General features: G+C 54.4%; 26 protein-coding genes. 10 read left to right on the forward strand and 16 right to left on the reverse strand.

The window, feature by feature from the left end:
• The first annotated feature begins 43 nt into the window (after positions 1-43).
• Positions 44-1,381 carry a CNNM domain-containing protein gene (locus ACMGGS_RS03545; protein ID WP_176917263.1) on the forward strand — a complete coding sequence of 446 codons (1,338 nt, stop codon included), beginning with the start codon at positions 44-46 and terminating at the stop codon, positions 1,379-1,381.
• Positions 1,382-1,599: 218 nt separating this feature from the next.
• Here the strand turns inward: ACMGGS_RS03545 and ACMGGS_RS03550 are convergent, their stop codons facing one another.
• Complete coding sequence (locus ACMGGS_RS03550; RefSeq protein ID WP_049838959.1) at positions 1,600-1,806, reverse strand: DUF1107 domain-containing protein; 207 nt, start codon at positions 1,804-1,806, stop codon at positions 1,600-1,602.
• Between the two features lie 323 nt (positions 1,807-2,129).
• Here ACMGGS_RS03550 and ACMGGS_RS03555 point away from each other — a divergent pair, with 323 nt between their 5' ends.
• Entirely contained in the window at positions 2,130-2,687 is a 558-nt protein-coding gene (locus ACMGGS_RS03555) for a YtfJ family protein (protein ID WP_414165070.1), read from the forward strand.
• On the opposite strand, the gene cysQ is transcribed toward ACMGGS_RS03555, so the two are convergent.
• Complete coding sequence (cysQ, locus tag ACMGGS_RS03560; protein ID WP_414165071.1) at positions 2,677-3,420, reverse strand: 3'(2'),5'-bisphosphate nucleotidase CysQ; 744 nt, start codon at positions 3,418-3,420, stop codon at positions 2,677-2,679. The two genes, ACMGGS_RS03555 and cysQ, sit on opposite strands and share 11 nt — an antisense overlap.
• 189 nt (positions 3,421-3,609) lie before the next feature.
• Here cysQ and ACMGGS_RS03565 point away from each other — a divergent pair, with 189 nt between their 5' ends.
• Positions 3,610-5,553 carry a bifunctional 2',3'-cyclic-nucleotide 2'-phosphodiesterase/3'-nucleotidase gene (locus ACMGGS_RS03565; protein ID WP_414165072.1) on the forward strand — a complete coding sequence of 648 codons (1,944 nt, stop codon included), beginning with the start codon at positions 3,610-3,612 and terminating at the stop codon, positions 5,551-5,553.
• Positions 5,554-5,792: 239 nt separating this feature from the next.
• Here the strand turns inward: ACMGGS_RS03565 and ACMGGS_RS03570 are convergent, their stop codons facing one another.
• Positions 5,793-6,173 (reverse strand): winged helix-turn-helix transcriptional regulator, encoded by a 381-nt coding sequence (locus ACMGGS_RS03570; RefSeq protein ID WP_176919488.1) that lies wholly within the window; start codon positions 6,171-6,173, stop codon positions 5,793-5,795.
• Positions 6,174-6,262: 89 nt separating this feature from the next.
• Here ACMGGS_RS03570 and ACMGGS_RS03575 point away from each other — a divergent pair, with 89 nt between their 5' ends.
• From ACMGGS_RS03575 to ytfE, 4 genes are all read left to right on the forward strand, one after another.
• Positions 6,263-7,111 carry an SDR family oxidoreductase gene (locus ACMGGS_RS03575; protein ID WP_414165073.1) on the forward strand — a complete coding sequence of 283 codons (849 nt, stop codon included), beginning with the start codon at positions 6,263-6,265 and terminating at the stop codon, positions 7,109-7,111.
• Between the two features lie 81 nt (positions 7,112-7,192).
• Positions 7,193-8,017: an AraC family ligand binding domain-containing protein gene (locus tag ACMGGS_RS03580; RefSeq protein ID WP_414165074.1), complete on the forward strand. Its 825-nt coding sequence runs from the start codon at positions 7,193-7,195 to the stop codon at positions 8,015-8,017.
• Between the two features lie 72 nt (positions 8,018-8,089).
• Complete coding sequence (locus ACMGGS_RS03585; RefSeq protein ID WP_414166188.1) at positions 8,090-9,061, forward strand: DMT family transporter; 972 nt, start codon at positions 8,090-8,092, stop codon at positions 9,059-9,061.
• Positions 9,062-9,143: 82 nt separating this feature from the next.
• Positions 9,144-9,806: an iron-sulfur cluster repair protein YtfE gene (gene ytfE, locus ACMGGS_RS03590; protein WP_414165075.1), complete on the forward strand. Its 663-nt coding sequence runs from the start codon at positions 9,144-9,146 to the stop codon at positions 9,804-9,806.
• Between the two features lie 83 nt (positions 9,807-9,889).
• Here the strand turns inward: ytfE and cycA are convergent, their stop codons facing one another.
• On the reverse strand, positions 9,890-11,302 hold the full coding sequence (gene cycA / locus ACMGGS_RS03595) for a D-serine/D-alanine/glycine transporter (RefSeq protein WP_194207128.1): 1,413 nt from the start codon (positions 11,300-11,302) through the stop codon (positions 9,890-9,892).
• A 307-nt stretch (positions 11,303-11,609) separates the two neighbouring features.
• The gene (gene fklB, locus ACMGGS_RS03600; RefSeq protein WP_194207129.1) at positions 11,610-12,230 is read right to left on the reverse strand and encodes an FKBP-type peptidyl-prolyl cis-trans isomerase; all 621 of its coding nucleotides are present in this window, start codon (positions 12,228-12,230) and stop codon (positions 11,610-11,612) included.
• A 228-nt stretch (positions 12,231-12,458) separates the two neighbouring features.
• Between fklB and ACMGGS_RS03605 the strand changes: the two genes are divergently transcribed.
• On the forward strand, positions 12,459-13,094 hold the full coding sequence (locus tag ACMGGS_RS03605; protein ID WP_176919494.1) for a LysM-like peptidoglycan-binding domain-containing protein: 636 nt from the start codon (positions 12,459-12,461) through the stop codon (positions 13,092-13,094).
• 61 nt (positions 13,095-13,155) lie between these two features.
• Here the strand turns inward: ACMGGS_RS03605 and rplI are convergent, their stop codons facing one another.
• The 10 genes from rplI to ulaA all read right to left on the reverse strand — a co-directional run bounded on the left by rplI (position 13,156) and on the right by ulaA (position 19,248).
• A complete protein-coding gene (rplI, locus tag ACMGGS_RS03610) occupies positions 13,156-13,605 on the reverse strand; it encodes a 50S ribosomal protein L9 (RefSeq protein WP_176919495.1) in 450 nt (149 codons plus the stop codon).
• 39 nt (positions 13,606-13,644) lie between these two features.
• Positions 13,645-13,872, reverse strand: a complete 228-nt coding sequence (gene rpsR, locus ACMGGS_RS03615) for a 30S ribosomal protein S18 (protein WP_176919496.1) — start codon at positions 13,870-13,872, stop codon at positions 13,645-13,647.
• Between the two features lie 4 nt (positions 13,873-13,876).
• The gene (priB, locus tag ACMGGS_RS03620; protein WP_176919497.1) at positions 13,877-14,191 is read right to left on the reverse strand and encodes a primosomal replication protein N; all 315 of its coding nucleotides are present in this window, start codon (positions 14,189-14,191) and stop codon (positions 13,877-13,879) included.
• A gap of 6 nt (positions 14,192-14,197) precedes the next feature.
• Entirely contained in the window at positions 14,198-14,593 is a 396-nt protein-coding gene (gene rpsF / locus ACMGGS_RS03625) for a 30S ribosomal protein S6 (protein ID WP_006686337.1), read from the reverse strand.
• Between the two features lie 247 nt (positions 14,594-14,840).
• Entirely contained in the window at positions 14,841-15,527 is a 687-nt protein-coding gene (locus ACMGGS_RS03630) for an L-ribulose-5-phosphate 4-epimerase (protein WP_414165076.1), read from the reverse strand.
• Positions 15,527-16,381: an L-ribulose-5-phosphate 3-epimerase gene (locus tag ACMGGS_RS03635; RefSeq protein ID WP_414165077.1), complete on the reverse strand. Its 855-nt coding sequence runs from the start codon at positions 16,379-16,381 to the stop codon at positions 15,527-15,529. The genes ACMGGS_RS03630 and ACMGGS_RS03635 overlap by 1 nt, the downstream gene beginning before the upstream one ends.
• A gap of 9 nt (positions 16,382-16,390) precedes the next feature.
• The gene (gene ulaD / locus ACMGGS_RS03640) at positions 16,391-17,041 is read right to left on the reverse strand and encodes a 3-keto-L-gulonate-6-phosphate decarboxylase UlaD (protein ID WP_176919276.1); all 651 of its coding nucleotides are present in this window, start codon (positions 17,039-17,041) and stop codon (positions 16,391-16,393) included.
• A gap of 12 nt (positions 17,042-17,053) precedes the next feature.
• Positions 17,054-17,521 carry a PTS ascorbate transporter subunit IIA gene (ulaC, locus tag ACMGGS_RS03645; protein ID WP_414165078.1) on the reverse strand — a complete coding sequence of 156 codons (468 nt, stop codon included), beginning with the start codon at positions 17,519-17,521 and terminating at the stop codon, positions 17,054-17,056.
• Positions 17,522-17,530: 9 nt separating this feature from the next.
• Positions 17,531-17,836, reverse strand: a complete 306-nt coding sequence (gene ulaB, locus ACMGGS_RS03650) for a PTS ascorbate transporter subunit IIB (RefSeq protein ID WP_176919274.1) — start codon at positions 17,834-17,836, stop codon at positions 17,531-17,533.
• Positions 17,837-17,847: 11 nt separating this feature from the next.
• Positions 17,848-19,248, reverse strand: a complete 1,401-nt coding sequence (ulaA, locus tag ACMGGS_RS03655) for a PTS ascorbate transporter subunit IIC (protein ID WP_414165079.1) — start codon at positions 19,246-19,248, stop codon at positions 17,848-17,850.
• A gap of 357 nt (positions 19,249-19,605) precedes the next feature.
• Between ulaA and ulaG the strand changes: the two genes are divergently transcribed.
• Positions 19,606-20,670, forward strand: a complete 1,065-nt coding sequence (gene ulaG / locus ACMGGS_RS03660; protein WP_414165080.1) for an L-ascorbate 6-phosphate lactonase — start codon at positions 19,606-19,608, stop codon at positions 20,668-20,670.
• Positions 20,671-20,791: 121 nt separating this feature from the next.
• The gene (ulaR, locus tag ACMGGS_RS03665) at positions 20,792-21,547 is read left to right on the forward strand and encodes an HTH-type transcriptional regulator UlaR (protein WP_176919271.1); all 756 of its coding nucleotides are present in this window, start codon (positions 20,792-20,794) and stop codon (positions 21,545-21,547) included.
• On the opposite strand, the gene yjfP is transcribed toward ulaR, so the two are convergent.
• Positions 21,544-22,272 carry an esterase gene (gene yjfP, locus ACMGGS_RS03670; protein WP_414165081.1) on the reverse strand — a complete coding sequence of 243 codons (729 nt, stop codon included), beginning with the start codon at positions 22,270-22,272 and terminating at the stop codon, positions 21,544-21,546. The genes ulaR and yjfP overlap by 4 nt on opposite strands.
• Positions 22,273-22,377: the final 105 nt, after the last annotated feature.

Genomic DNA, 22,377 nt, shown 5'->3' on the forward strand with positions numbered 1-22,377 from the left:
TCAAACTTCCCTTCCGAGGATCTGGCCTATGGCTGGATAAGATATGTTAAACAGTATTTTAGTAATACTTTGCCTGATAGCCGTGAGTGCATTCTTCTCGTTGTCTGAGATCTCGCTTGCCGCCTCACGAAAGATAAAACTCAAACTCCTTGCCGATGACGGCAACATCAACGCTCAACGCATTTTGAAAATGCAGGAGAACCCTGGCACCTTCTTTACCGTGGTACAAATTGGCCTTAACGCCGTGGCCATTCTTGGTGGTATCGTCGGCGATGCCGCGTTTTCACCGGCGTTTTACAACGTCCTGATCCGCTTTGTCACCCCGGAAATGGCCGAGCAGCTAAGCTTTATCATCTCCTTCTCCCTCGTCACCGGCATGTTTATTCTGTTCGCCGACCTGACCCCGAAACGCATCGGTATGATTTCGCCTGAAGCTGTGGCTTTGCGCATCATCAACCCGATGCGCTTCTGCCTGTTTATCTTCACGCCGCTGGTGTGGTTCTTTAACGGCATGGCAAACAACATTTTCCGTCTGTTCAAACTGCCGATGGTGCGTAAAGATGACATCACCTCTGATGACATCTATGCGGTCGTCGAGGCGGGCGCGCTGGCGGGCGTGCTGCGTAAACAGGAACATGAACTGATTGAGAACGTGTTTGAACTGGAGTCACGTACCGTTCCCTCTTCGATGACTTCGCGTGAAAACGTAGTGTGGTTCGATCTGCATGAAGATGAAGAGAGCCTGAAGAAGAAAGTCTCGGAACATCCGCACTCTAAGTTCCTGGTCTGTAAAGAAGATATCGACCATATCATCGGCTATGTTGATTCAAAAGACCTGCTCAACCGCGTGCTGGCCAATCAAAGCCTGGCGCTGAGCAGCGGCTTACAAATCCGCAATACGCTGATTGTGCCGGATACTCTGACGCTCTCCGAAGCGCTGGAAAGTTTCAAAACGGCGGGTGAAGATTTTGCGGTCATCATGAACGAATACGCGCTGGTAGTAGGTATCATCACCCTGAATGATGTGATGACCACGCTGATGGGCGATCTGATCGGTCAGGGCATGGAAGAGCAGATTGTCGCTCGCGATGAAAACTCGTGGCTGATTGACGGCGGTACGCCGATCGATGACGTGATGCGGGCGCTGGATATCGACGATTTCCCACAGTCCGGCAACTATGAAACCATCGGCGGTTTTATGATGTACATGCTGCGTAAGATCCCCAAACGCACCGACTCGGTTAAATTCTCCGGCTTTAAGTTTGAGGTGGTGGATATCGACAACTACCGTATCGATCAGTTGCTGGTGACGCGCATCGACAGTAGGCCGACGGTTCTGACCCCGAAACTGCCGGACGCTGAAGAGAAAGGCGCAGCGTAATATCGTGGAATTATGCCTGGCGGCGCTTCGCTTGCACAGGCCTACGAACTGCGACTAGTCTGTTGATATTGCTGGTTTTCGTAGGCCGGGTAAGGTGAAGCCGCCACCCGGCAAAACGGCACGTACAATAGCAAAACAGGTTTGCCAGAAACATCAACGGCCCCTTCTGGGGCCGTTTTTATTTACTGCTTATATTTTTTTACTGCATAGCACGTTGATTACGCCATCTCAGTTTGCAAATGCAAAACCTGACGATTGACTTCAGACATCACAGACAAATGCTGCTTGTCCTTCACTTTGGGGATAAGGATCTTACCCTTATCAAACTCAAAAGCGCCTACGTCCTTGATGTACAACCGTCCACGGAACAGGATCTTCACGTACTTCGCCACCTGACGCGGGTTGTAGCGTTGGAAAATTTTCATTCTTTTAACTCCTGCTGAAGATTACGCCCTTGTGGTGCCACATTTGGCCCAACTGGTTAAGACGCAAATTTAATGCCCTATGACTATAGACCAGAACGACCGGGAGACCCAGCATGCATAAGTTTATTTACCGTTTGATTACAATTAATCAGAATTTTCTTTTCAGACATCGGACAAAGGCAGTATAAGCCTTCATTTTTTTTCGAATATGTGCGCTCTACCGCAAATTGGCACCCTGTTTGCGGGAAAAGGTTAAAAATAGCACATATTATTAACATTCCGCCGCAAGTGGTCGGATCACCTGCTTATAAAAAGGAAGCTCCATGACTTTACGAACGCTGATGGCCTCCCTGTGCCTGATACTGCCGATGATGGCATCCGCTCATAACTTTAAAGATAACCAGCGTGTGCCGCCCGTTGGCATCGCCGACCGTGGCGAACTCATCCTGAGTAACGACAAGTTTAGCTATAAAAACTGGAATAGCTCGCAGCTCGCCGGAAAAGTGCGGCTGCTGCAACACATCGCGGGCCGCACGTCGGCGAAAGAGAAAAATGCCAATCTGGTCGAAGCGATCAAAGCGGCGAATTTCCCGCATGATAACTATCAGACCACCACCATCATCAACACTGATGATGCGATCCCCGGCTCAGCAATGTTTGTGCGTAGCAGCATTGAGAGCAATAAAAAGCTCTACCCGTGGTCGCAGTTTATTGTCGACAGTGACGGTGCCGCCCGTCAGGCGTGGCAACTGGAAGAAAAAGGATCTGCGGTGGTGGTGCTGGATAAGGAAGGCCGCGTCCGCTGGGCAAAAGATGGCGCACTGACTCAGCAGGAAGTGCAGCAGGTGGTGAACCTGCTGCGTCAGTTGCTCAGTAAATAGAAACGCGGAAGCCAGGATTGAGGAAGGATTCACGCGGTGTATAGTCGAGAGTCCTTCCCTGCCAGTCGTGAACGTGCGCCCCGGCGGCAACCGCGACCGCATGACCTGCGGCAGTATCCCAGGCATTGGTTGGCCCGAAACGTGGATAAAGCTGCGCCTGCCCTTCCGCCACCAGGCAAAACTTCAGCGAGGAACCGATTGAGGTCGTCTGGTGCTCACCCAGTTGCTGAAGATATTCCTGTAACTCGGCATCGTTAGAGTGCGAGCGGCTGATCACCACTAGCGGTGGACGCGCATCGCGTACCTGGATTTGATTACGCACGCCGCACTCTTCTTTCCATGCTTTACCTTCGGCGGCGCTGTACATCACTTTCGGCACGGGCGCATACACCACACCCAGTACCGGTTTGCCCTGCTCAATCAACGCGATATTGACGGTAAACTCACCGTTGCGCTTGATAAACTCTTTAGTGCCATCCAGCGGATCGACCAGCCAGAAACGCTGCCAGTGCTGGCGCACATCCCATGAAGGCGGATCTTCTTCCGACAGGATCGGGATATCCGGCGTCAGCGTTTTCAGTCCCTCAATAATTACGTTATGCGCCGCAATGTCCGCCGCCGTTACCGGAGAATCATCCTGCTTGCTGGTCACTTCTATCGGTTTAACGCCGTCATAAACCTGCATGATGGCATCACCTGCATGCCGGGCAAGCTCGCATATTTGTTGTAGCATTTTCCACCTCTCTCATACGATAGTGGTATTAACTCATTGTTTTATTTATACCCTATCCGAAAATAATTCGCCATCTGTGATAACAGTTACATTTTTGTTATCAAAATACATGGCAAGATTCACACTTCTGTCAGCAACAAAATGTATATACATTTTCTTTTGTGCCTCAGATCAAAAAGGATGTCTCTGATGATTAAGTTTAGTGTAACGCTCCTGGCTACGTTGATTGCGGCGAGCGTGAATGCGGCAACGGTGGATCTCCGCATCCTGGAAACCACTGATTTGCATAGCAATATGATGGATTTTGATTACTACAAAGATGCCCCGACGGAAAAATTCGGACTGGTCCGCACGGCGACGCTGATTAATGTCGCCCGCAGCGAAGCGACCAATAGCGTGCTGGTGGATAACGGCGACATCATTCAGGGCAGTCCGCTGGGCGACTATGCCGCCGCAAAGGGGCTGAAAAAGGGCGATGTTCACCCGGTGTATAAAGCGCTCAACACGCTGGATTACGCCGTGGGCAACCTCGGCAATCATGAATTTAATTACGGTCTCGATTACCTGCAAACCGCGCTGGCCGGAGCGAAATTCCCTTACGTTAACGCCAACGTCATTGATGTTAAAACGCAACAGCCGCTGTTTACGCCGTACCTGATTAAAGAGACGCAGGTTAAGGATCAGGAAGGCAAAACGCATGCGCTGCACATTGGCTACATCGGCGTGGTGCCGCCACAGATCATGACATGGGATAAAGCCAATCTTTCCGGCAAGGTGACGGTGAATGATATTACTGAAACCGTGCGCAAATACGTGCCGGAAATGCGCAAGAAAGGCGCAGATATTGTGGGAGTGATTGCTCACTCCGGTTTGTCCGCCGACCCGTATCAGGCGATGGCGGAGAACTCCGTCTATTACCTGAGCGAGGTGCCCGGCGTGGATGCCATTATGTTCGGCCACGCCCACGCGGTCTTCCCGTCGAAGGATTTTGCCGCTATTAAAGGCGTCGATCTGCAAAAAGGCACGCTTAACGGCGTACCGGCGGTGATGCCGGGCATGTGGGGCGATCACTTAGGGGTGGTGGATCTGGTAGTAAATAACGACAGCGGAAAATGGCAGGTCAGCCAGGCGAAAGCGGAAGCGCGACCGATTTACGACGCGGCGGCGAAAAAATCACTGGCCGCAGAAGATGCAAAACTGGTCGAGGTGTTGAAAGCCGATCATGATGCCACCCGCGAGTTTGTCAGCCAGCCAATCGGCAAATCCGCCGACAATATGTACAGCTATCTGTCGCTGGTACAGGACGACCCGACCGTTCAGGTGGTGAACAACGCGCAAAAAGCCTACGTTGAGCATTTTATTCAGGGCGATCCGGATCTGGCGAAGCTGCCGGTGCTTTCTGCTGCCGCACCGTTTAAAGCGGGCGGGCGGAAAAACGATCCGGCAAGCTTTGTCGAGGTGGAAAAGGGGCAGTTGACCTTCCGTAACGCGGCCGATCTTTACCTCTATCCAAATACGCTGGTGGTGGTCAAAGCCAGCGGTAAAGAGGTGAAGGAGTGGCTGGAGTGTTCAGCCGGGCAGTTTAATCAAATCGATCCGCACAGCAGCAAGCCGCAGGCGCTGATTAACTGGGACGATTTCCGCACCTACAATTTCGACGTTATTGACGGCGTGAATTATCAGATTGATGTAACCCAGCCTGCCCGCTACGACGGTGAGTGCCAGAGCGTGAACCCGCAGGCGGAACGTATCAAGGATCTGACCTATAACGGCAAGCCCATCGATCCAGACGCTACTTTCCTGGTGGCGACCAATAATTACCGCGCTTACGGCGGCAAGTTTGCCGGTACGGGCGACGAACATATCGCGTTTGCCTCTCCGGATGAAAACCGCGCGGTGCTGGCGGCATGGATTGGCGCGGAGTCGAAACGTGCAGGAGAAATTCATCCGGCAGCGGATAATAACTGGCGTCTGGCACCGATCCACAGCGACACGACGCTGGATATTCGCTTTGAAACCTCGCCATCAGAGAAAGCGGCGGCGTTTATTAAAGAGAAGGCCCAGTATCCAATGCATCAGGTGGCGACCGATGATATTGGTTTCGCAATTTATCAGCTGGATTTAAGCAAATAGATGTAAGGCTCAGGAGTCTATCGCGGCTCCTGAGCCTTACATGCCGGGTGGCGGCTTCGCCTTACCCAGCCTACAGAAGCATCACACACCATTCCCTGCATGGGAATCCCTACGCCGTTCCACCCGTAGGCCCGGTAAGCGCAGCGCCACCGGGCAGGTAACGCATCGCCGGCTATTGTGGCGCATTTTGCCGGGTGGCGGCTTCGCCTTACCCAGCCTACAACATCAGGCTCCAGCCTCTACGCCGCGCGTTCATCACGTGTAGCCAGCACTTCCGGCAGGTTCAATTCGATCCAGTCCGCCAGCGCCGCCACCTTTTCACTCACCTGCTCACCCAACGCCGTCAGGCTATATTCGACGTGCGGCGGCACTACCGGGTATGACACCCGGTTCACGAAGCCATCCATCTCCAGCGCCTGTAACGACTGCGCCAGCATTTTTTCACTGACGCCGCCCATCTTGCGGCGCAGGTCGCTGAACCGGTGGGTGCCGTCGCGCAGCGCCACCAGAATCAACACGCCCCAGCGGCTGGTGACATGTTTAAGCACATCGCGGGACGGACACTGCTCCGCAAATAAATTGCCGTTGCGCAGTTGTTCGCTGAGAGTCAAATTTGCCATCTTCATACTAACCTTTTTGTACGTACTTACTAAAAGTAAGTTTAAGTGTTAGCGTGATCCAACACAAGGCAAAACAGAAGGAAGATCCCATGATTGCAATTACCGGTGCTACTGGTCATCTTGGCCAGCTCGTGATTAACGACCTGTTGAAAACCGTCCCGGCCAGTCAGTTGGTGGCGATTGTGCGTAATCCGGCAAAAGCCGACGCCCTCCAGCAGCAGGGCGTGGTTGTCCGCCAGGCGGATTACAACAATGAAGCCGCCCTTACTGCCGCCCTGAGCGGCATCGAGAAACTACTGTTAATTTCCTCAAGCGAAGTGGGCCAGCGCGCGATTCAACATCAGAACGTGATTAACGCCGCTGCTGCTGCCGGGGTTAAATTTATTGCTTACACCAGCCTGCTGCATGCCGACAAATCTCCGCTCGGACTGCACGTTGAGCACGTTGCCACCGAAAAAGCGCTGGCCGTGTCCGGCATTCCTTATGCGCTGCTGCGTAACGGCTGGTATAGCGAAAACTATCTGGCCAGCGCTCCGGCTGCACTGGAGCACGGCGTGTTTATCGGTGCAGCCGGGGAAGGCAAAATTGCCGCTGCCACCCGTGCTGACTATGCCGCTGCTGCTGCCCGTGTCATCAGCGAAGATGGCCATGCCGGTAAGGTTTATGAACTGGCAGGTGATGACGCCTGGACCCTGAGTCAGCTTTCGGCAGAGCTGAGCAAGCAGAGCGGTAAAAAGGTGGCGTATCAGAACCTTAGCGAAGCGGATTTTGCCGCCGCGCTGAAAGGTGTGGGCCTGCCTGCCGCGCTGGCGGACATGCTGGCAGATTCTGACGTCGGTGCATCGAAAGGTGGGTTGTTTGATGACAGCCATACCCTGAGCAAGCTGATTGGCCGTCCGACCACGCCGCTGGCGGAGAGCGTCAAAGCGATTCTGTAAATGTTAAAAACGGGTTAATTTTTGTAGCCACCGCGCGGACCATCTTCGATAATAGAGAAATGGTCCGCGTGGAGTAACCCCGTGCAAGGCGTACCCGAACAGTTCAGCGATGAGAGAGACCGCGCCCGCTTTCGCCATCTGGCGCAGGTGCCCGGCGTCGAGCTTTATCACGCCCATATCTCACGCTACGCCTTTGAACCTCATACCCACGAAGCCTTTGGTATCGGCGCGATTGAATCCGGCGCGGAGCGTTTCCGCTATCGCGGTACGCAGCACGTTGCACCCGTGAACTCCGTCGTCACCATGAATCCGGATGAGTTGCATACCGGCGAAGCGGAAACGGCGGACGGCTGGCGCTACCGGATGATGTATCTCGATCCTGACCTGCTTGAAGAGGTGACCGGCATCCGTCACTGGTGGTTTGATGAGGTGACGCGCCTCGATCCATTACGCTCCCGCCAGATCTGCACTTTAATACACGCCCTGTGGCAAACTGACGATCCGCTGGCGCAGAAAGGACAGCTTCTGGATCTGATCGACACCTTCCGCCCTTATGCCCGTCATTCGCCGGTAGTCCACGAAAGCAATCACCGCTTTGAGCGTGCGCGGGAATATCTGCACGATAACTATATGCGCACGGTAACGCTGGATGAACTGGCGCACGTCGTGGCGCTTAGCCCGTATCATTTTCAGCGCCAGTTCAAAGCGCACTTTCACGTGACGCCGCACCAGATGCTGATGGCGATCCGCCTGTGGCGGGCTAAAAACTTTCTTACCCACGGCATGCCCGCCGCGCAGGTCGCGGCGGCGACCGGACTCACCGACCAGTCGCATTTGACTCGTGCCTTCACTCACCGCTACGGCATCACGCCGGTACGCTACCAAAAACAGGTCGCCCGGCGCTGATGCGCAATCTCATACAATATTCCACTGCGCCTGGCGTCTACACTTGCCCTTCATTGAGAAACGGGAGTGATGATGATTAGCGGCGTGCTGTATGCCTTACTGGCAGGACTGATGTGGGGATTAATTTTTGTCGGGCCGCTGATCGTGCCGGAATACCCCGCCGTACTACAATCAATGGGGCGCTATCTGGCGCTGGGCCTGATTGCTCTGCCGCTGGCCTGGCTGGGTCGCGCCAGGTTAAAACAGCTTTCCCGTCGCGACTGGCTCACCGCGCTGGCGCTGACCCTGATGGGCAACCTGATCTATTACGCCTGCCTCGCCAGTGCCATCCAGCGCACCGGCGCGCCGGTTTCAACGATGATCATTGGCACGCTGCCGGTGGTGATCCCGGTGTTTGCCAACCTGCTTTATAGCCAGCGCGACGGGAAATTGCCCTGGATAAAACTGGCTCCGGCGCTGGTGTGCATCGCCATCGGCCTGACGTGCGTCAACATTGCTGAACTGCGTCACGGCCTGCCCGGTTTTAGCTGGGGACGTTACGCTTCGGGAGTCGGCCTCGCGCTGGTCGCGGTCGTGTGCTGGGCATGGTATGCGTTACATAATGCCCGCTGGTTGCGGGAGAACCCGGACAAAAATCCGATGATGTGGGCCACCGCCCAGGCGCTGGTCACACTGCCGGTATCACTGGCAGGCTATATCGCCGCCTGCCTGTGGTTGAGTGGTCAGGCAGATGCTTTCGTCCTGCCCTTCGGCCCACGTCCGGCGGTCTTTATCACGCTGATGATCGCCATTGCCATCCTCTGCTCATGGGTCGGCGCGCTGTGCTGGAACGTTGCCAGCCAGCGGCTACCGACGGTGATTGTCGGCCCGCTAATCGTCTTCGAAACGCTGGCGGGGCTGCTGTACACCTTCCTGCTGCGTCAGAGTCTGCCGCCGCTCCTGACCTTCAGCGGTATCATTCTGCTGGCGATCGGCGTGGTGCTGGCGGTGCGCGCAAAGCCAGAGAAACCCTCCCTCCAGCGCCTGAGCGACGAAATAAACTAGCTCACTATCCCAAAGGAGTATTCCTTATCTTTAAAGATGCATTTAAAATGCATCTTATATTTTTGATGATGAGGTAACTGCTATGACCTACCGTGACCAGGCTTTAGGTGAGCTGGCGCTCTCTATCCCGCGCGCCTCCGCGCTGTTTCGTAAATACGATATGGACTACTGCTGCGGCGGTAAACAGACGCTGGCACGCGCGGCATTACGCAAGGAGCTGGATGTCGCGGTTATCGAAACCGAACTGGCAAAACTGGCCGAACTTCCCATTGAGAAAGACTGGCGTGTCGTCCCGCTGGCGGAAATCATCGATCACATTATCGTGCGCTATCACGACAGACACCGTGAACAGCTTCCTGAACTGATCCTTCAGGCCACCAAAGTGGAACGCGTTCATGCGGATAAACCGAACGTCCCGCGCGGCCTGACCAAGTACCTGACCGCCCTGCATGATGAGCTGTCCAGCCATATGATGAAAGAAGAGCAGATCCTGTTCCCGATGATCAAACAAGGTATGGGCCGCCAGGCCGCAGGTCCGATTAACGTGATGGAAAGCGAACATGTCGATGCGGGCGAGCTGGTGGAGGTGATCAAACATGTCACCCAGAACGTGACGCCGCCGCCGGAAGCCTGCACCACCTGGAAGGCGATGTATAAAGGGATTAACGAAATGATCGACGATCTGATGGAGCACATCAGCCTCGAAAATAACGTGCTGTTCCCGCGCGCGCTGGCGGGCGAATAAAAAAGGTGCCCGAGAGCACCTTATTGATGGCCGCCCGATAAGCGGCCTTTTTTATTGCGCCTGTTGGTCAAAGCACAACAGATTTACTTGCGCAAATTCGCCAGCCGCTTTTTCCCTATCAGCAGCCAGAATACCCCCAGCACCACGAACCACAGCGGGGTGACCAGCAGCGCCTCACGGGTATCGGCTTCCAGCGTCAGCAACACCAGCACAAACACAAAGAAGGCCATGCATACCCAGCACATCAGCTTGCCAAGCGGCATTTTAAACTTCGACTGTTCATGCAGATGCGGACGCTTTTTGCGATAGACCAGATACGAGCACATGATGATGGTCCAGACGAACATAAAGAGGATCGCCGACACCGTCGTCACCAGCGTAAAGGCGGTAATCACATCCGGCTTCACATAAATCAGCACCACCCCACCCAGCAGACAGATGCAGGAGAAGGTCAGACCGGTGGCCGGAACCGCGCGTTTCGAGAGCTTACCAAAGCTTTTTGGTGCCACGCCGTCCTGCGCCAGCCCGAACAGCATACGGCTGGTGGAGAACACGCCGCTGTTCGCCGATGAGGCCGCCGAGGTCAGCACCACAAAGTTGATGATGCTCGCCGCCGCAGGCAGGCCCACCAGCACGAACAGCTCCACGAACGGACTCTTATTCGGTACGACCGAGTTCCACGGCGTGACGGACATAATCACAATCAGTGCCAGCACGTAGAACATAATAATGCGCAGCGGAATCGAGTTGATCGCGCGCGGCAGGGATTTCTCCGGATCTTTGGTTTCTGCTGCCGTGGTGCCAACCAGTTCAATCCCGACAAAGGCAAAGACCGCAATCTGGAATCCGGCAAAGAAGCCGCTAATCCCTTTCGGGAACCAGCCGCCGTTATCCCACAGATGGGTAAAGGACGCTTCAACGCCGGTCGGCGACTGGAAGTGCATCAGCACCATTACCAGACCGACAATAATCAGCGCCACGATAGCGACGATTTTGATCATCGCAAACCAGAACTCCATCTCGCCGAACATTTTTACGGTGGCGAGGTTCAGCCCCAGCAGCAGCAGGACCACGGCCAGCGAGGCCACCCACTCTGACAATCCGGGAAACCAGAACTGGGCGTAGGCGGTGATCGCCACGACGTCCGCCATGCCGGTAACGACCCAGCAGAACCAGTAGGTCCAGCCGGTAAAATAGCCAGCCCACGGGCCGAGCAGGTCTGCCGCAAAGTCGCTGAAGGATTTATATTCGAGATTCGACAGCAGCAGTTCGCCCATTGCCCGCATGACGAAAAAGAGCATAAAGCCGATGATCATATACACAAAAATGATCGACGGTCCGGCGAGGCTGATGGTTTTCCCCGACCCCATAAACAGGCCGGTACCAATCGCGCCGCCGATGGCGATAAGCTGGATATGTCGATTCGTGAGATTACGCCGCAGAGACTGCTCGCCGGATGCCTGTTCGTCAGCAACGGCTTTTATCTGATCTACCATGTGATTATCTTCCTGTGTACCTGTCTGTGTTGTTCTGGCTCTGATGGCCTTTAATGTGTCTTATTTGACGTTCCCGCTAAGGGATCCATCGATAGTAGGGAAGAATCGGAGGGATGAATACCTGGAAATGGCGTTAATGTTAAATTTATGTTTAAAGTGAGTGTTATATCACTGAGATAGTGATAAACAGCTCACAAAAATACACCTGATGAATGTATTTGCAAGATAAAACACCAGTATCTTTCTGATTTAAGCATCTTGCGCTGTTAGCGCCTCCCCCTTCACAGAAAGAGGAGGCGAATCGACCTTACAGAATTTCCAGCAGTTCGACTTCAAACACCAGGGTGCTGAATGGCGGAATGGATGCGCCAGCGCCGCGCTCGCCATAGGCAAGGTTCTGCGGAATGGTCAGTTCCCATTTGGAGCCGACCGGCATCAGGGTCAGGGCTTCAATCCAGCCGGGGATCACGCCGTTAACCGGAAACTCTGCCGGTTCGCCACGGGCGACGGAGCTGTCGAATACGGAACCGTCGATCAGTTTACCGGTGTAGTGCACACGCACACGGTCGGTACGCGCCGGGATCGCGCCTTCGCCCTGGGTAATCACGCGGAACTGGAGGCCGGATTCGGTGCTGTTAACGCCTTCGCGCGCGCCGTTTTCTTCCAGGTACTTAACGCCGTCTGCCGCCATTGACTGAAAACGCTCGCGGCGTACCGCGTCCGCACGCTCATGAATTTCACGCAGCGCACGATGCACAACATCGACCGGCACGGCCGGGTGTTTGCCTTCCAGCGCATCTGCGATACCCGCAACCAGCGCTTCCGGTAACAGTCCTTCCAGGCCGGATTCGCTAAGCTGCTGGCCTACCTGCAAACCGATACCGTAACTTGCCTGCGCTTCGATGGTGTCAAACGTTGGGGTCGTCATCGTCTTTCCTTTTCATACAATTTAAGTAGCGGGCAGCATAGCAGCCACGTCGCATCGGGTAAAACTTTGTCGCAGGAATGATGACAAATCGCCGCGAAACAGAAACAATGTGCGCGTAAGCGTTTTCCCATTCTGATGTCGCATAATCCTTCTTTGCTGCGTACATCAGGCAGTTAGCCAACTATACTGATGGTACAGGACTAAAATATGCGGAGCAGGAGGAAAGCCATGCCCGGGCGCGTTGACGTAAAATCTACCCTGGCGAGGATCTGGCATGCACCGGATCACTTTCGCCTCATGGATCCGCTCCCGCCGATGCACCGTCGGGGGATTATTATTGCCGCCGTGCTGGTCGTCATCGGCTTCCTGCTTCCGTCTGGCGACGACAGCACGACACAGCCCGTGGTACGGGATGCTCAACTGGATATCCAGCCGCCGCCCCAGCAGCAGCAACCAATGCAGACTCAGCTCGTCACACCGTCTAACGATCCGGGTGCAGTTGCGCCCGTCGCGCCAGAGCCAGTGCAGGAGCAGCCTGACGATCAGGCGCAGGTGCAAACGCCGCCGCCAGAACAGCAGCAACCGACGCCGGGTATCGACCAGCAGTGGCGTGCGTACCGCGTAGAATCAGGTAAAACGCTGGCGCAGGTGTTCCGCGACCATAATCTTCCGGCAACGGATGTGTATGCGATGGCAAGGGTGGAAGGTGCAGGCAAGCCGTTAAGCACGTTGCAATCAGGTCAGATGGTGAAGATTCGTCAGAATGCCAGCGGCGTAGTGACCGGCCTGACGATTGATATGGGGGACGGTAAGCAGGCGCTGTTTACCCGCCAGCCAGACGGCAATTTTATTCGCGCGCAGTAATCAGAAAAGCAAAACGCCGACCCGGGGGTCGGCGTTTTTACGCGTGTTTCAGAATAAAAACTTATTCTGCAACTACGTTTACAGTCAGCTTAGCAAACACTTCGCTGTGAACCTGGAAGTTCACTTCGTGCTCGCCAGTGGTACGCAGAACGCCGTTCGGCAGACGAACTTCGCTCTTAGCTACGTCAACGCCAGCTGCAGTTACAGCGTCAGCGATGTCGCGAGTACCGATGGAACCGAACAGTTTACCTTCGTCGCCAGATTTAGACGCGATAGTAACGGTTTCCAGTGCGTTGATTTTCTCAGCGCGTGCATTGGCAGCAGCCAGAACGTCAGCCAGTTTGGCTTCCAGTTCAGCGCGACGGCCTTCGAAAAACTCAACGTTTTTCTTGGTAGCAGGAACAGCTTTACCCTGTGGTACCAGGAAGTTACGAGCATAGCCCGCTTTAACGTTAACCTGATCACCCAGGCTACCCAGGTTTGCTACTTTATCAAGCAGAATAACTTGCATTACCTTATCCTCTTAAAGTCGTTAATAGACAGCGGCCGATTACTGATGACGATCGGTATACGGCAGCAGGGACAGGTAGCGAGCGCGCTTGATGCAGCGAGCCAGCTGACGCTGGTATTTTGCACGAGTACCGGTGATACGGCTCGGGACAATTTTACCGCTTTCGGTGATGTAGTTTTTCAGCGTAGCGATATCTTTATAGTCGATCTCTTGAACGCCTTCCGCGGTGAAACGGCAGAACTTGCGACGACGGAAATAACGTGCCATATGGCTAGTCTCCAGAATCTATCAATTCAATCTGCTCGGCATGCAGAACCATTTTGCTCAGGCCGTTCTTTGCCTTGTGGCAAGAGATGAACCCCTGAACGGTTATGCGACTGCCGACCGTTATACTGTGAGTAATGGCCTGGTTTTCGTGTCCGCTAATAATAACGGGCATTTGGCACCACGCCTGCCGGTGAAACCCGGCTTCCTCCTGCACAGAACGATGCTCAAGCACGAACTGGCAATGAGGAATTCCTGATGGGCTGACCTTTCGAAGGGGCATCCTGCACACGGTGCCGGAGAGCGCCAGACGGTTGGTCATCAGAAATTACTCTTCAGAATCCCCAGCATCTGCATCATCTGCGGTTTCGTTAGCGAAATCATCGCGACGCTCACGGCGCTCGTCTTTCGCTTTAACCATCGGAGATGCTTCGGTAACCGCGTGCTTAGTACGCATTACCATGCTACGGATAACGGCGTCGTTGAAGCGGAAGTTTGTTTCCAGCTCATCGATAACTTCCTGCGGCGCTTCAACGTTCAGCAGAACGTAGTGTGCTTTGTGCAGTTTGTTGATCGGGTAAGCCAGCTGACGGCGGCCCCAGTCTTCCAGACGGTGAATCGTGCCTTCTGCTGCAGTGATTGCACCAGTGTAGCGTTCGATCATACCCGGAACCTGTTCGCTCTGGTCAGGATGGACCATAAAAACGATTTCGTAATGACGCATCGAATTGCTCCTTACGGATTATTCAGCCTCCTGTCTGGGTCAGCCGAGGCCCATGGAGGCAAGGAACGTGTTAAAGGTCGGCTGAAAAATGACGCGTAATAGTACTTGCGTCCCTGCGTAAACTCAAGCGCATTACGCACTTTAATTCGACAAAGCTGAGGGGACGAGCAGTTTACATTAAACAAAGGAAGGCTCCGGAGCCTGACCAGTTACATTCCAGGAATGTGAACGCCTCCGGAGCGCTTGATTACTTCTGCCCGTAATAGGCGTTCGGACCATGCTTGCGCATGAAATGTTTGTTCATCAGGTAGCTGTCAATGGGGTTAAGCTGCGGATTGATACCCCGCGCAATCCACGCCATCCGCGCGACCTCTTCCATGACGACAGCGTTATGCACCGCATCGTGCGCATCTTTGCCCCAGGCAAATGGACCGTGTTGATACACCACTATTCCCGGCGTATGCAGCGGTTCGCGCGTACCCAACGTTTCCACAATCACTTTGCCGGTGTTGAGTTCGTACTCGCCCTGTACCTCGTCTTCACTCAAGGCTCGCGTACAGGGGATATCACCAAAGAAGTAATCCGCGTGCGTGGTGCCGAGCGCCGGGATCGCCAGCCCTGCCTGCGCCCATGCCGTCGCGTGCGTCGAATGGGTATGCACGACGCCGCCGAGCGACGGATAGCAGCGGTACAGTTCCAGATGGGTAGCGGTATCCGAGGAGGGACGCCAGTATCCCTCCACCACGTTCCCGTTGAGATCCACCACCACCATGTCTTCCGCCTTCATGGTTTCATACGCTACGCCGCTGGGCTTAATGACGATAAGGCCACGCTCACGGTCAATCGCGCTGACGTTACCCCAGGTAAAAGTCACCAGGCCGTAGCGCGGCAAATCCATGTTGGCTTCAAACACCTGCTGTTTTAGCTTTTGCATCAGGCTGCCTCCACTAAACCGGCGTTGGCCATTCGCGCTTTCACCCAGTCACGCGCTTTCGCCACTTCTTGTGCCGGATCGTCAGCGGTTTCGCTCCACATCTCAATCAGGTACGGCCCGCGATAGCCCGTCTCTTTCAGCGTCTCAAAGCAACGTTCGAAATCGACAATGCCTTCACCAAACGGCACGTTCTTGAATACGCCGGGTTTAGTGTCCTTCACATGCACCGCCACGATATGTCCCATCCCGGCCTGCAACTCCATCTGCACGTCGTTATCCCACGCCGACAGATTGCCGATATCCGGATAAAGCTGGAACCACGGATTATTGAGATAGTGCGCGTAGCCCAGCGCCTTGCTGATCGAGTTCATCAGCGGATAATCCATGATCTCCATCGCCAGCGTCACCTGCGCGCGACTCGCCATCTCAACGCTCTCTTTCAGGCCGTCGCGAAAACGGCGGCGCGTTTCGTCATTGGCCTGCTGATAGTAGACGTCGTATCCTGCAAGCTGAATGACGCGAATGCCGACATCCTGCGCAAACTGAATGGCTTTACGCATAATCTCCAGCCCCTGCGCCCGCACCGCATCATCTTCGCTGCCCAGCGGGAAACGGCGATGGGCGCTCAGGCACATGGAAGGAACGCGCACGCCGGTTTCCGCAATTGCACTCACCAGCGCCAGGCGCTGCTCGCGGGTCCAGTCGAGACGAGAAAGGCGCTCATCGGTTTCGTCGACGGACATCTCAACAAAATCGAAATCCAGCGTTTTCGCCAGCCGCAGGCGTTCCAGCCAGCACTCCCCGGCGGGGAGCGCTTTTTCATAAATGCCAAGCGGGATCTGTTTCGACAGCATAACCGCTCCTTAACCCCATAGCTGGGCGATGGAACGTTTGAACTGACGTGCCGCTTCTACCGGATCGGCGGCGTCACGAATGCTGCGACCGGCGATAAAGACATGGATCGGAATGCCCTTAAACAGCGGCAGATCTTCCAGCGCCAGGCCACCGGTAACGGTCACTTTGAAGCCCATCTCAGAGAGACGTTTAATGGCGGTGATATCCGCCTCGCCCCACGCCACGCCTGCGGCCTGCGCGTCGCGGCTGCGGTGATAGACCACCTGCTGAATGCCCGCGTCGCGCCATTGCTGCGCCTGCTCCCAGGTCCAGTAGCCGGTCAGTTCGATTTGCACGTCGCCGTTGAACTCTTTCGCCACGTCCAGCGCCCCTTTGGCGGTATTGATATCGGCACAGCAAATTACCGTTACCCAGTCGGCGTTCGCTTCAAAACACATCCGGGAGAGGATTTTGCCCGCGTCGGCGATTTTGGCATCTGCCAGCACGATTTTGTGCGGATAGAGCGCCTTCAGGTCACGAACGGCGCGCACGCCTTCACCGACGCAAAGAATAGTGCCGACTTCGATGATATCCACCTCTTCCGCAATCAGGCGGGTCGTTTCATAGGCGGAAGACATGGTCTGGTTATCCAGCGCAACCTGCAACATAGGTAGTGACATTTCAATTCCCTCTTAAGCGGTTACCGCATTAGTGCGGTCGATTAAATCAAGAACGTCCTGCGCGGTGCGGCAGGCGCGTAAACGGTCGAAGTTGGCTTCGTCTTCAAAGAGATTAACGATTTGCATAATCCCCACTTCCTGATGCGTGTTGGCATCTACCGCCGCCATGGTGATCAGGATATCGACCGGGTCGTTGTCTTCGTGGTTAAACACCAGCGGTTTTTTCAGCGTCACCAGGGCAAAGCCGGTTTTTTTGACGCCCTCTTCCGGTCGGCCATGCGGCATGGCCAGCCCCGGCGCGATGACGAAATACGGGCCGTGCTGCGCTACGCCGTCAAGAATGGCCTGGTAGTAACGCGGCTCTACCACATCTGCTTTCACCAGCAGATCGACACTGAGCTTCACCGCCTCCTGCCAGGTATTCGCCTCAGCCTGGAGAAGGATGGAATTATTTTCTGCCAGCGAATCACGTAATCTCATGGCGCGTCCTTACTTCACGTCCTGCGGGAAATGTTCTTTGATCACTTCCAGCAGTTTCGGGCCGAAATCCGCAGGCGACAGCATATTGCGCACGCCTACCACATATTTATTACCCGTGACGGTAATTTCCCCGGCGATATGCGTGGAGGCGATGATGATGTCCGCGCCGTTCAATTCGCTTTTGTATTCGCCGACGGCGCAGCTGTTGACGGTATGGTCAATTTTCGACTGGGTCAGAAACTGGTCCACCTTCATTTTCATGATCATGGAACTGCCTTGCCCGTTACCACACACAGCCAGAATACGTACGGTCATAATCAAACTCCTTATTGAGCAGAGGTTTCTGCCAGTTGTTTTTCAGCGTCTTCTTCAGCGCGCAGTTCGCGCCCTGCGAAGACCATATAAGCCAGCGCGATCACGATGATGACGGCCATAAAGACGATGCCAACAGAGGCGAAGCCCTGCATCATCGGCGGTGCCAGAATCGACCAGTCCGCCATGCCCATCCAGGCGCTCATGCCGGTCAGTTTTACCGCCCACACGCAGCCGAAGATTTCAATCATGCCCATGACAAGGCAAATCTTGAGCGCCGCGCGCCAGCCGCCAAAGTGGTTAGCGAACACGCCGATGGTGGCGTTAGAGAAGAACATCGGGATAAAGCCGGGAATAATCAGAATGGAAGAGCCGCAGCCGACCAGGATACCCACGGCAATCAGCTGGCCGATAGTGCCCCACATAAAGCCCCACACCACCGCATTTGGCGCAAAGCTATAAATCGCGGCGCAATCAATCGCCAGCACCGCGCCGGGGATCAGGCGCTGAGAAATACCATTAAATGCTTCTGACAGTTCGGCGACGAACATACGCACGCCCTGGGTGATGATGAAAATCGCCACCGCGAAGGAGAAGCCGGTTTGCAGGATATAGATAGTCCAGTGGGTTTTACCCGCCATCGCCTGAACAACATCGATCCCAAAGGAGAGCAGAATGGCGCCGAAGAAAATTGTCATCACAATGGCGGTGGAGACAATGTTGTCGTGGAAGATGTTCAGCCAGCCCGGCAGCTTAAGATCCTCAACGCTCTCCTCCTTTTTCCCCAGATACGGAGCCACTTTATACGCAATCCACGAGGCGAACTGCTGCTGATGGCCGATGGAGAAACCGCAGCCGTCAGTTACGTCCTGGGTCGGTTTGTACATCATATTGGAGGTGATCCCCCAGTACAGCGACACCAGCACTGCGGTACAGATAATGGTGGTCCACATGGAGTAACCAGCAATATAGAAGAACACCGCAATCAGCCCGGCCTGCTGGAACATGATGTGCCCGGTCAGCATGATGGTGCGGATGCCGGTGATCCGGCGCAGCAGCACGTAGCCAATATTCAGCGCCAGGGCCAGCAGCACCGCATACCCCACCCAGCTATAGGCATCACCCATACGTTCGATGGTTGCCATCATTGAAGCGTAGGTATCAGAAATCGCGCCGTTAATGCCGTACACCTCAGACATTTTGGCGACAACAGGTTTAAAGGTGCTGGTCAGGATGCCGGACCCCGCCTGCAACAGCATAAAACCGATAATCGTTTTGATGGTGCCTTTAATGATCACGCTGACGCTTTTGCGCAGCAGGATGTAACCCAGGCAAGTGACAATACCCAGTAATAGCGGCGCATTGGTCATCACCTGATTAAAGAAGACGGTAAAGATGTTGTAGAGGATCTCCATAACGCTCTCCAAAAGTGCGGGCACTGCGCGTTGTCGACGTAGTGCATAATGTGCAGCCACTCTAGCAATCAAAAGTAATCACAAAAAGATTGTACTTGATTATTTGTGACGCATCCCGCACTTTATTTCCTTTCTCTTTGTAAGATTTATAGATGACAATATTAAATACCAATAAAATCAATAAATTAAACAACAAAATAAAATCAATCCACAGATGAAACATCCTTTTAACAAAGTTCCTGCACGGCAAAAATGCGTCGTCATGAGAAATTTTTGCATTGCAAAGGTGATCTAACGATGTCAGTATAAATCAAAACTAATCACCATATGATTTATTATGAAAACAGGAGCGGTACAATGAGTAAAGTGACAACCATTACCCGTGAATCATGGATCCTCAGCACCTTCCCGGAATGGGGCTGCTGGCTGAACGAAGAAATTGAACAGGAACAGGTTGCGCCGGGAACCTTTGCTATGTGGTGGCTGGGTTGTACCGGTATCTGGCTGAAGTCTGAAGGCGGCGCGAATATCTGCGTCGACTTCTGGTGCGGCACCGGCAAGCAGAGCCACGGCAATCCGCTGATGAAAAAAGGCCATCAGATGCAGCGTATGGCGGGCGTCCAGAAGTTGCAGCCGAACCTGCGCACCACCCCGTTCGTGCTCGATCCCTTCGCTATCCGCCAGATCGACGCGGTACTGTCTACCCACGATCATAACGATCACATTGATGTGAACGTCGCGGCGGCTGTGATGCAGAACTGCGCGGATGACGTGCCGTTCATTGGACCGCAAACTTGTGTGGATCTGTGGATCAGTTGGGGTGTACCGAAAGCGCGCTGCATTGTGATGAAACCCGGCGACGTGGTGAAAATCAAAGATACCGAAATCCATGCGCTTGATGCGTTTGATCGCACGGCGTTAATCACCCTGCCAGCCGATCAAAGTGCAGCAGGCGTGCTGCCGGACGGTATGGATCAGCGCGCGGTAAACTACCTGTTCAAGACGCCAGGCGGCTCGCTGTACCATAGCGGGGACTCCCACTACTCCAACTACTACGCGAAGCACGGCAACGAGCATCAGATCGACGTTGCGCTCGGCTCCTACGGCGAGAACCCGCGCGGCATTACCGACAAAATGACCAGCGTCGATATGCTGCGTATGGCAGAAGCGCTGAACGCCAAAGTGGTCATTCCGTTCCACCATGATATCTGGTCAAACTTCCAGGCCGATCCGCAGGAGCTGCGCGTGCTGTGGGAGATGAAAAAAGATCGTCTGAAATACGGCTTTAAACCGTTTATCTGGCAGGTGGGCGGCAAATTTACCTGGCCGCTGGATAAGGACAACTTTGAGTATCACTATCCGCGCGGCTTCGATGACTGCTTTACCATTGAGCCTGATTTACCGTTCAAATCATTCCTGTAATGGGTCCGCAAAGACGCTGCCGCGCGCAGCGTCTTTATAAATATCCATCTCAACTTATGCTTAGCAATTTCAGGCTATTTCAAATATTATCTTTACCCATCATTTTTAATCGGAATAGCTCATGACGGAAGCGCAAAGACATCAAATTTTACTGGATCAGTTGGCGCAGTCTGGCTTCGTGACGGTAGAACAGGTCATCGCCCGGCTTGGGATCTCTCCGGCAACCGCCCGGCGAGATATCAACAAGCTCGACGAGAGCGGCAAATTAAAAAAAGTCCGAAACGGCGCAGAAGCCATTAGCCAACAGCGGCCGCGCTGGTCGCCAAGAAACATTCACCAGGCGCAGAATCACGACGAAAAAGTGCGGATCGCCAGAGCGGCAGCGCAACTGGTGAACCCCGGCGAAAGCGTGGTGATTAACTGCGGGTCGACGGCCTTTTTGCTCGGGCACGAAATGTGCGGCAAACCGGTGCAGATCATTACCAACTATCTGCCGCTGGCTAACTATCTTATCGATCAGGAGCATGAGAGCGTCATTATCATGGGCGGCCAGTACAATAAGAGCCACTCGATTACGCTCAGCCCGCAGGATAATGAAAACAGTCTGTATGCCGGACACTGGATGTTTACCAGCGGCAAGGGGCTGACTGCCGAAGGGCTGTATAAGACCGATATGCTGACCGCGATGGCCGAGCAGAAGATGCTTAACGTCGTGGGCAAACTGGTGGTGGTGGTGGATAGCAGTAAAGTGGGTGAACGCGCGGGGATGCTGTTTAGCCAGGCCGCGCAAATTGACCAGGTGATCACCGGTAAAAATGCCGACCCGGAGATCCTCAAAAAGCTGGAAGCTCAGGGCGTCAAAGTGACCCGCGTTTAAAGATGACGCCGGAAAAAATCGACCGTACAGGACAGCGCTTCCGGCGTGATCCGGTGACGCACGCCGGCCTGCCACTGACAGGTCAGATGTTGATCCAGCCCGGCGTCCACCAGCGCCTGCTGTAAACGCTGCGTTTCTATCGGCGGGACAACATCGTCTGCATCGCCATGCCAGAGCAGCAAAGGCCGGTCGGCAAGCGTGGCCAGTTGCTGCGTCACGTCCCAGCGGGCCAGCGCGTCCTGCTGCGCTGCAAAATCGGCTTCCTGCGGCGGAAACAGCGTGCGGGAGAGTTGGGTAAAATAACCGGACCCCATCAGGCTAGCAACGCACGCAATATCCGGATGCTGTGTCATCAGTCCCAGCGCCGTCATCCCGCCCATGGACGCGCCCGCCACCGCCAGCCGCTGTCCGTCGACCCAGCCCTGTTGCAATATCGCCTCGCGAAGTGCGCTGAATTCATGGAAGTTTTTCTGCAAAATTTGCCAGAAATGGCTCATTCTCCCCTGCTCATCCCCGCGATAACGCGCCCCGTGTTCACTGGCATCCGGCATCACCACCCGGAATCCGGCCTGCGCCAGCGCCACGGCAAAATAGCTATAAACCAGTTTCGATGACGTAAAGCCGTGATAAAACACAATACAGGGCAAAGGCTGATCTCCTTTACCCGCAGGAAAAGCATGTAATATTTCAATATCGGCCAGCATGCGCACGTCGAGTTCAATCATAGATTTACTCCTCTTTTATGCTGGTATGCCATGCACCCGCCTGATAAGCAAGGCGCAGAAACAAACGCCTGCGCCAGAATGTTGAGAAGTGGCTTACATTTTTCA

Source organism: Superficieibacter sp. BNK-5 (genome assembly GCF_047456055.1).
Taxonomy (GTDB): Bacteria; Pseudomonadota; Gammaproteobacteria; order Enterobacterales; family Enterobacteriaceae; genus Superficieibacter.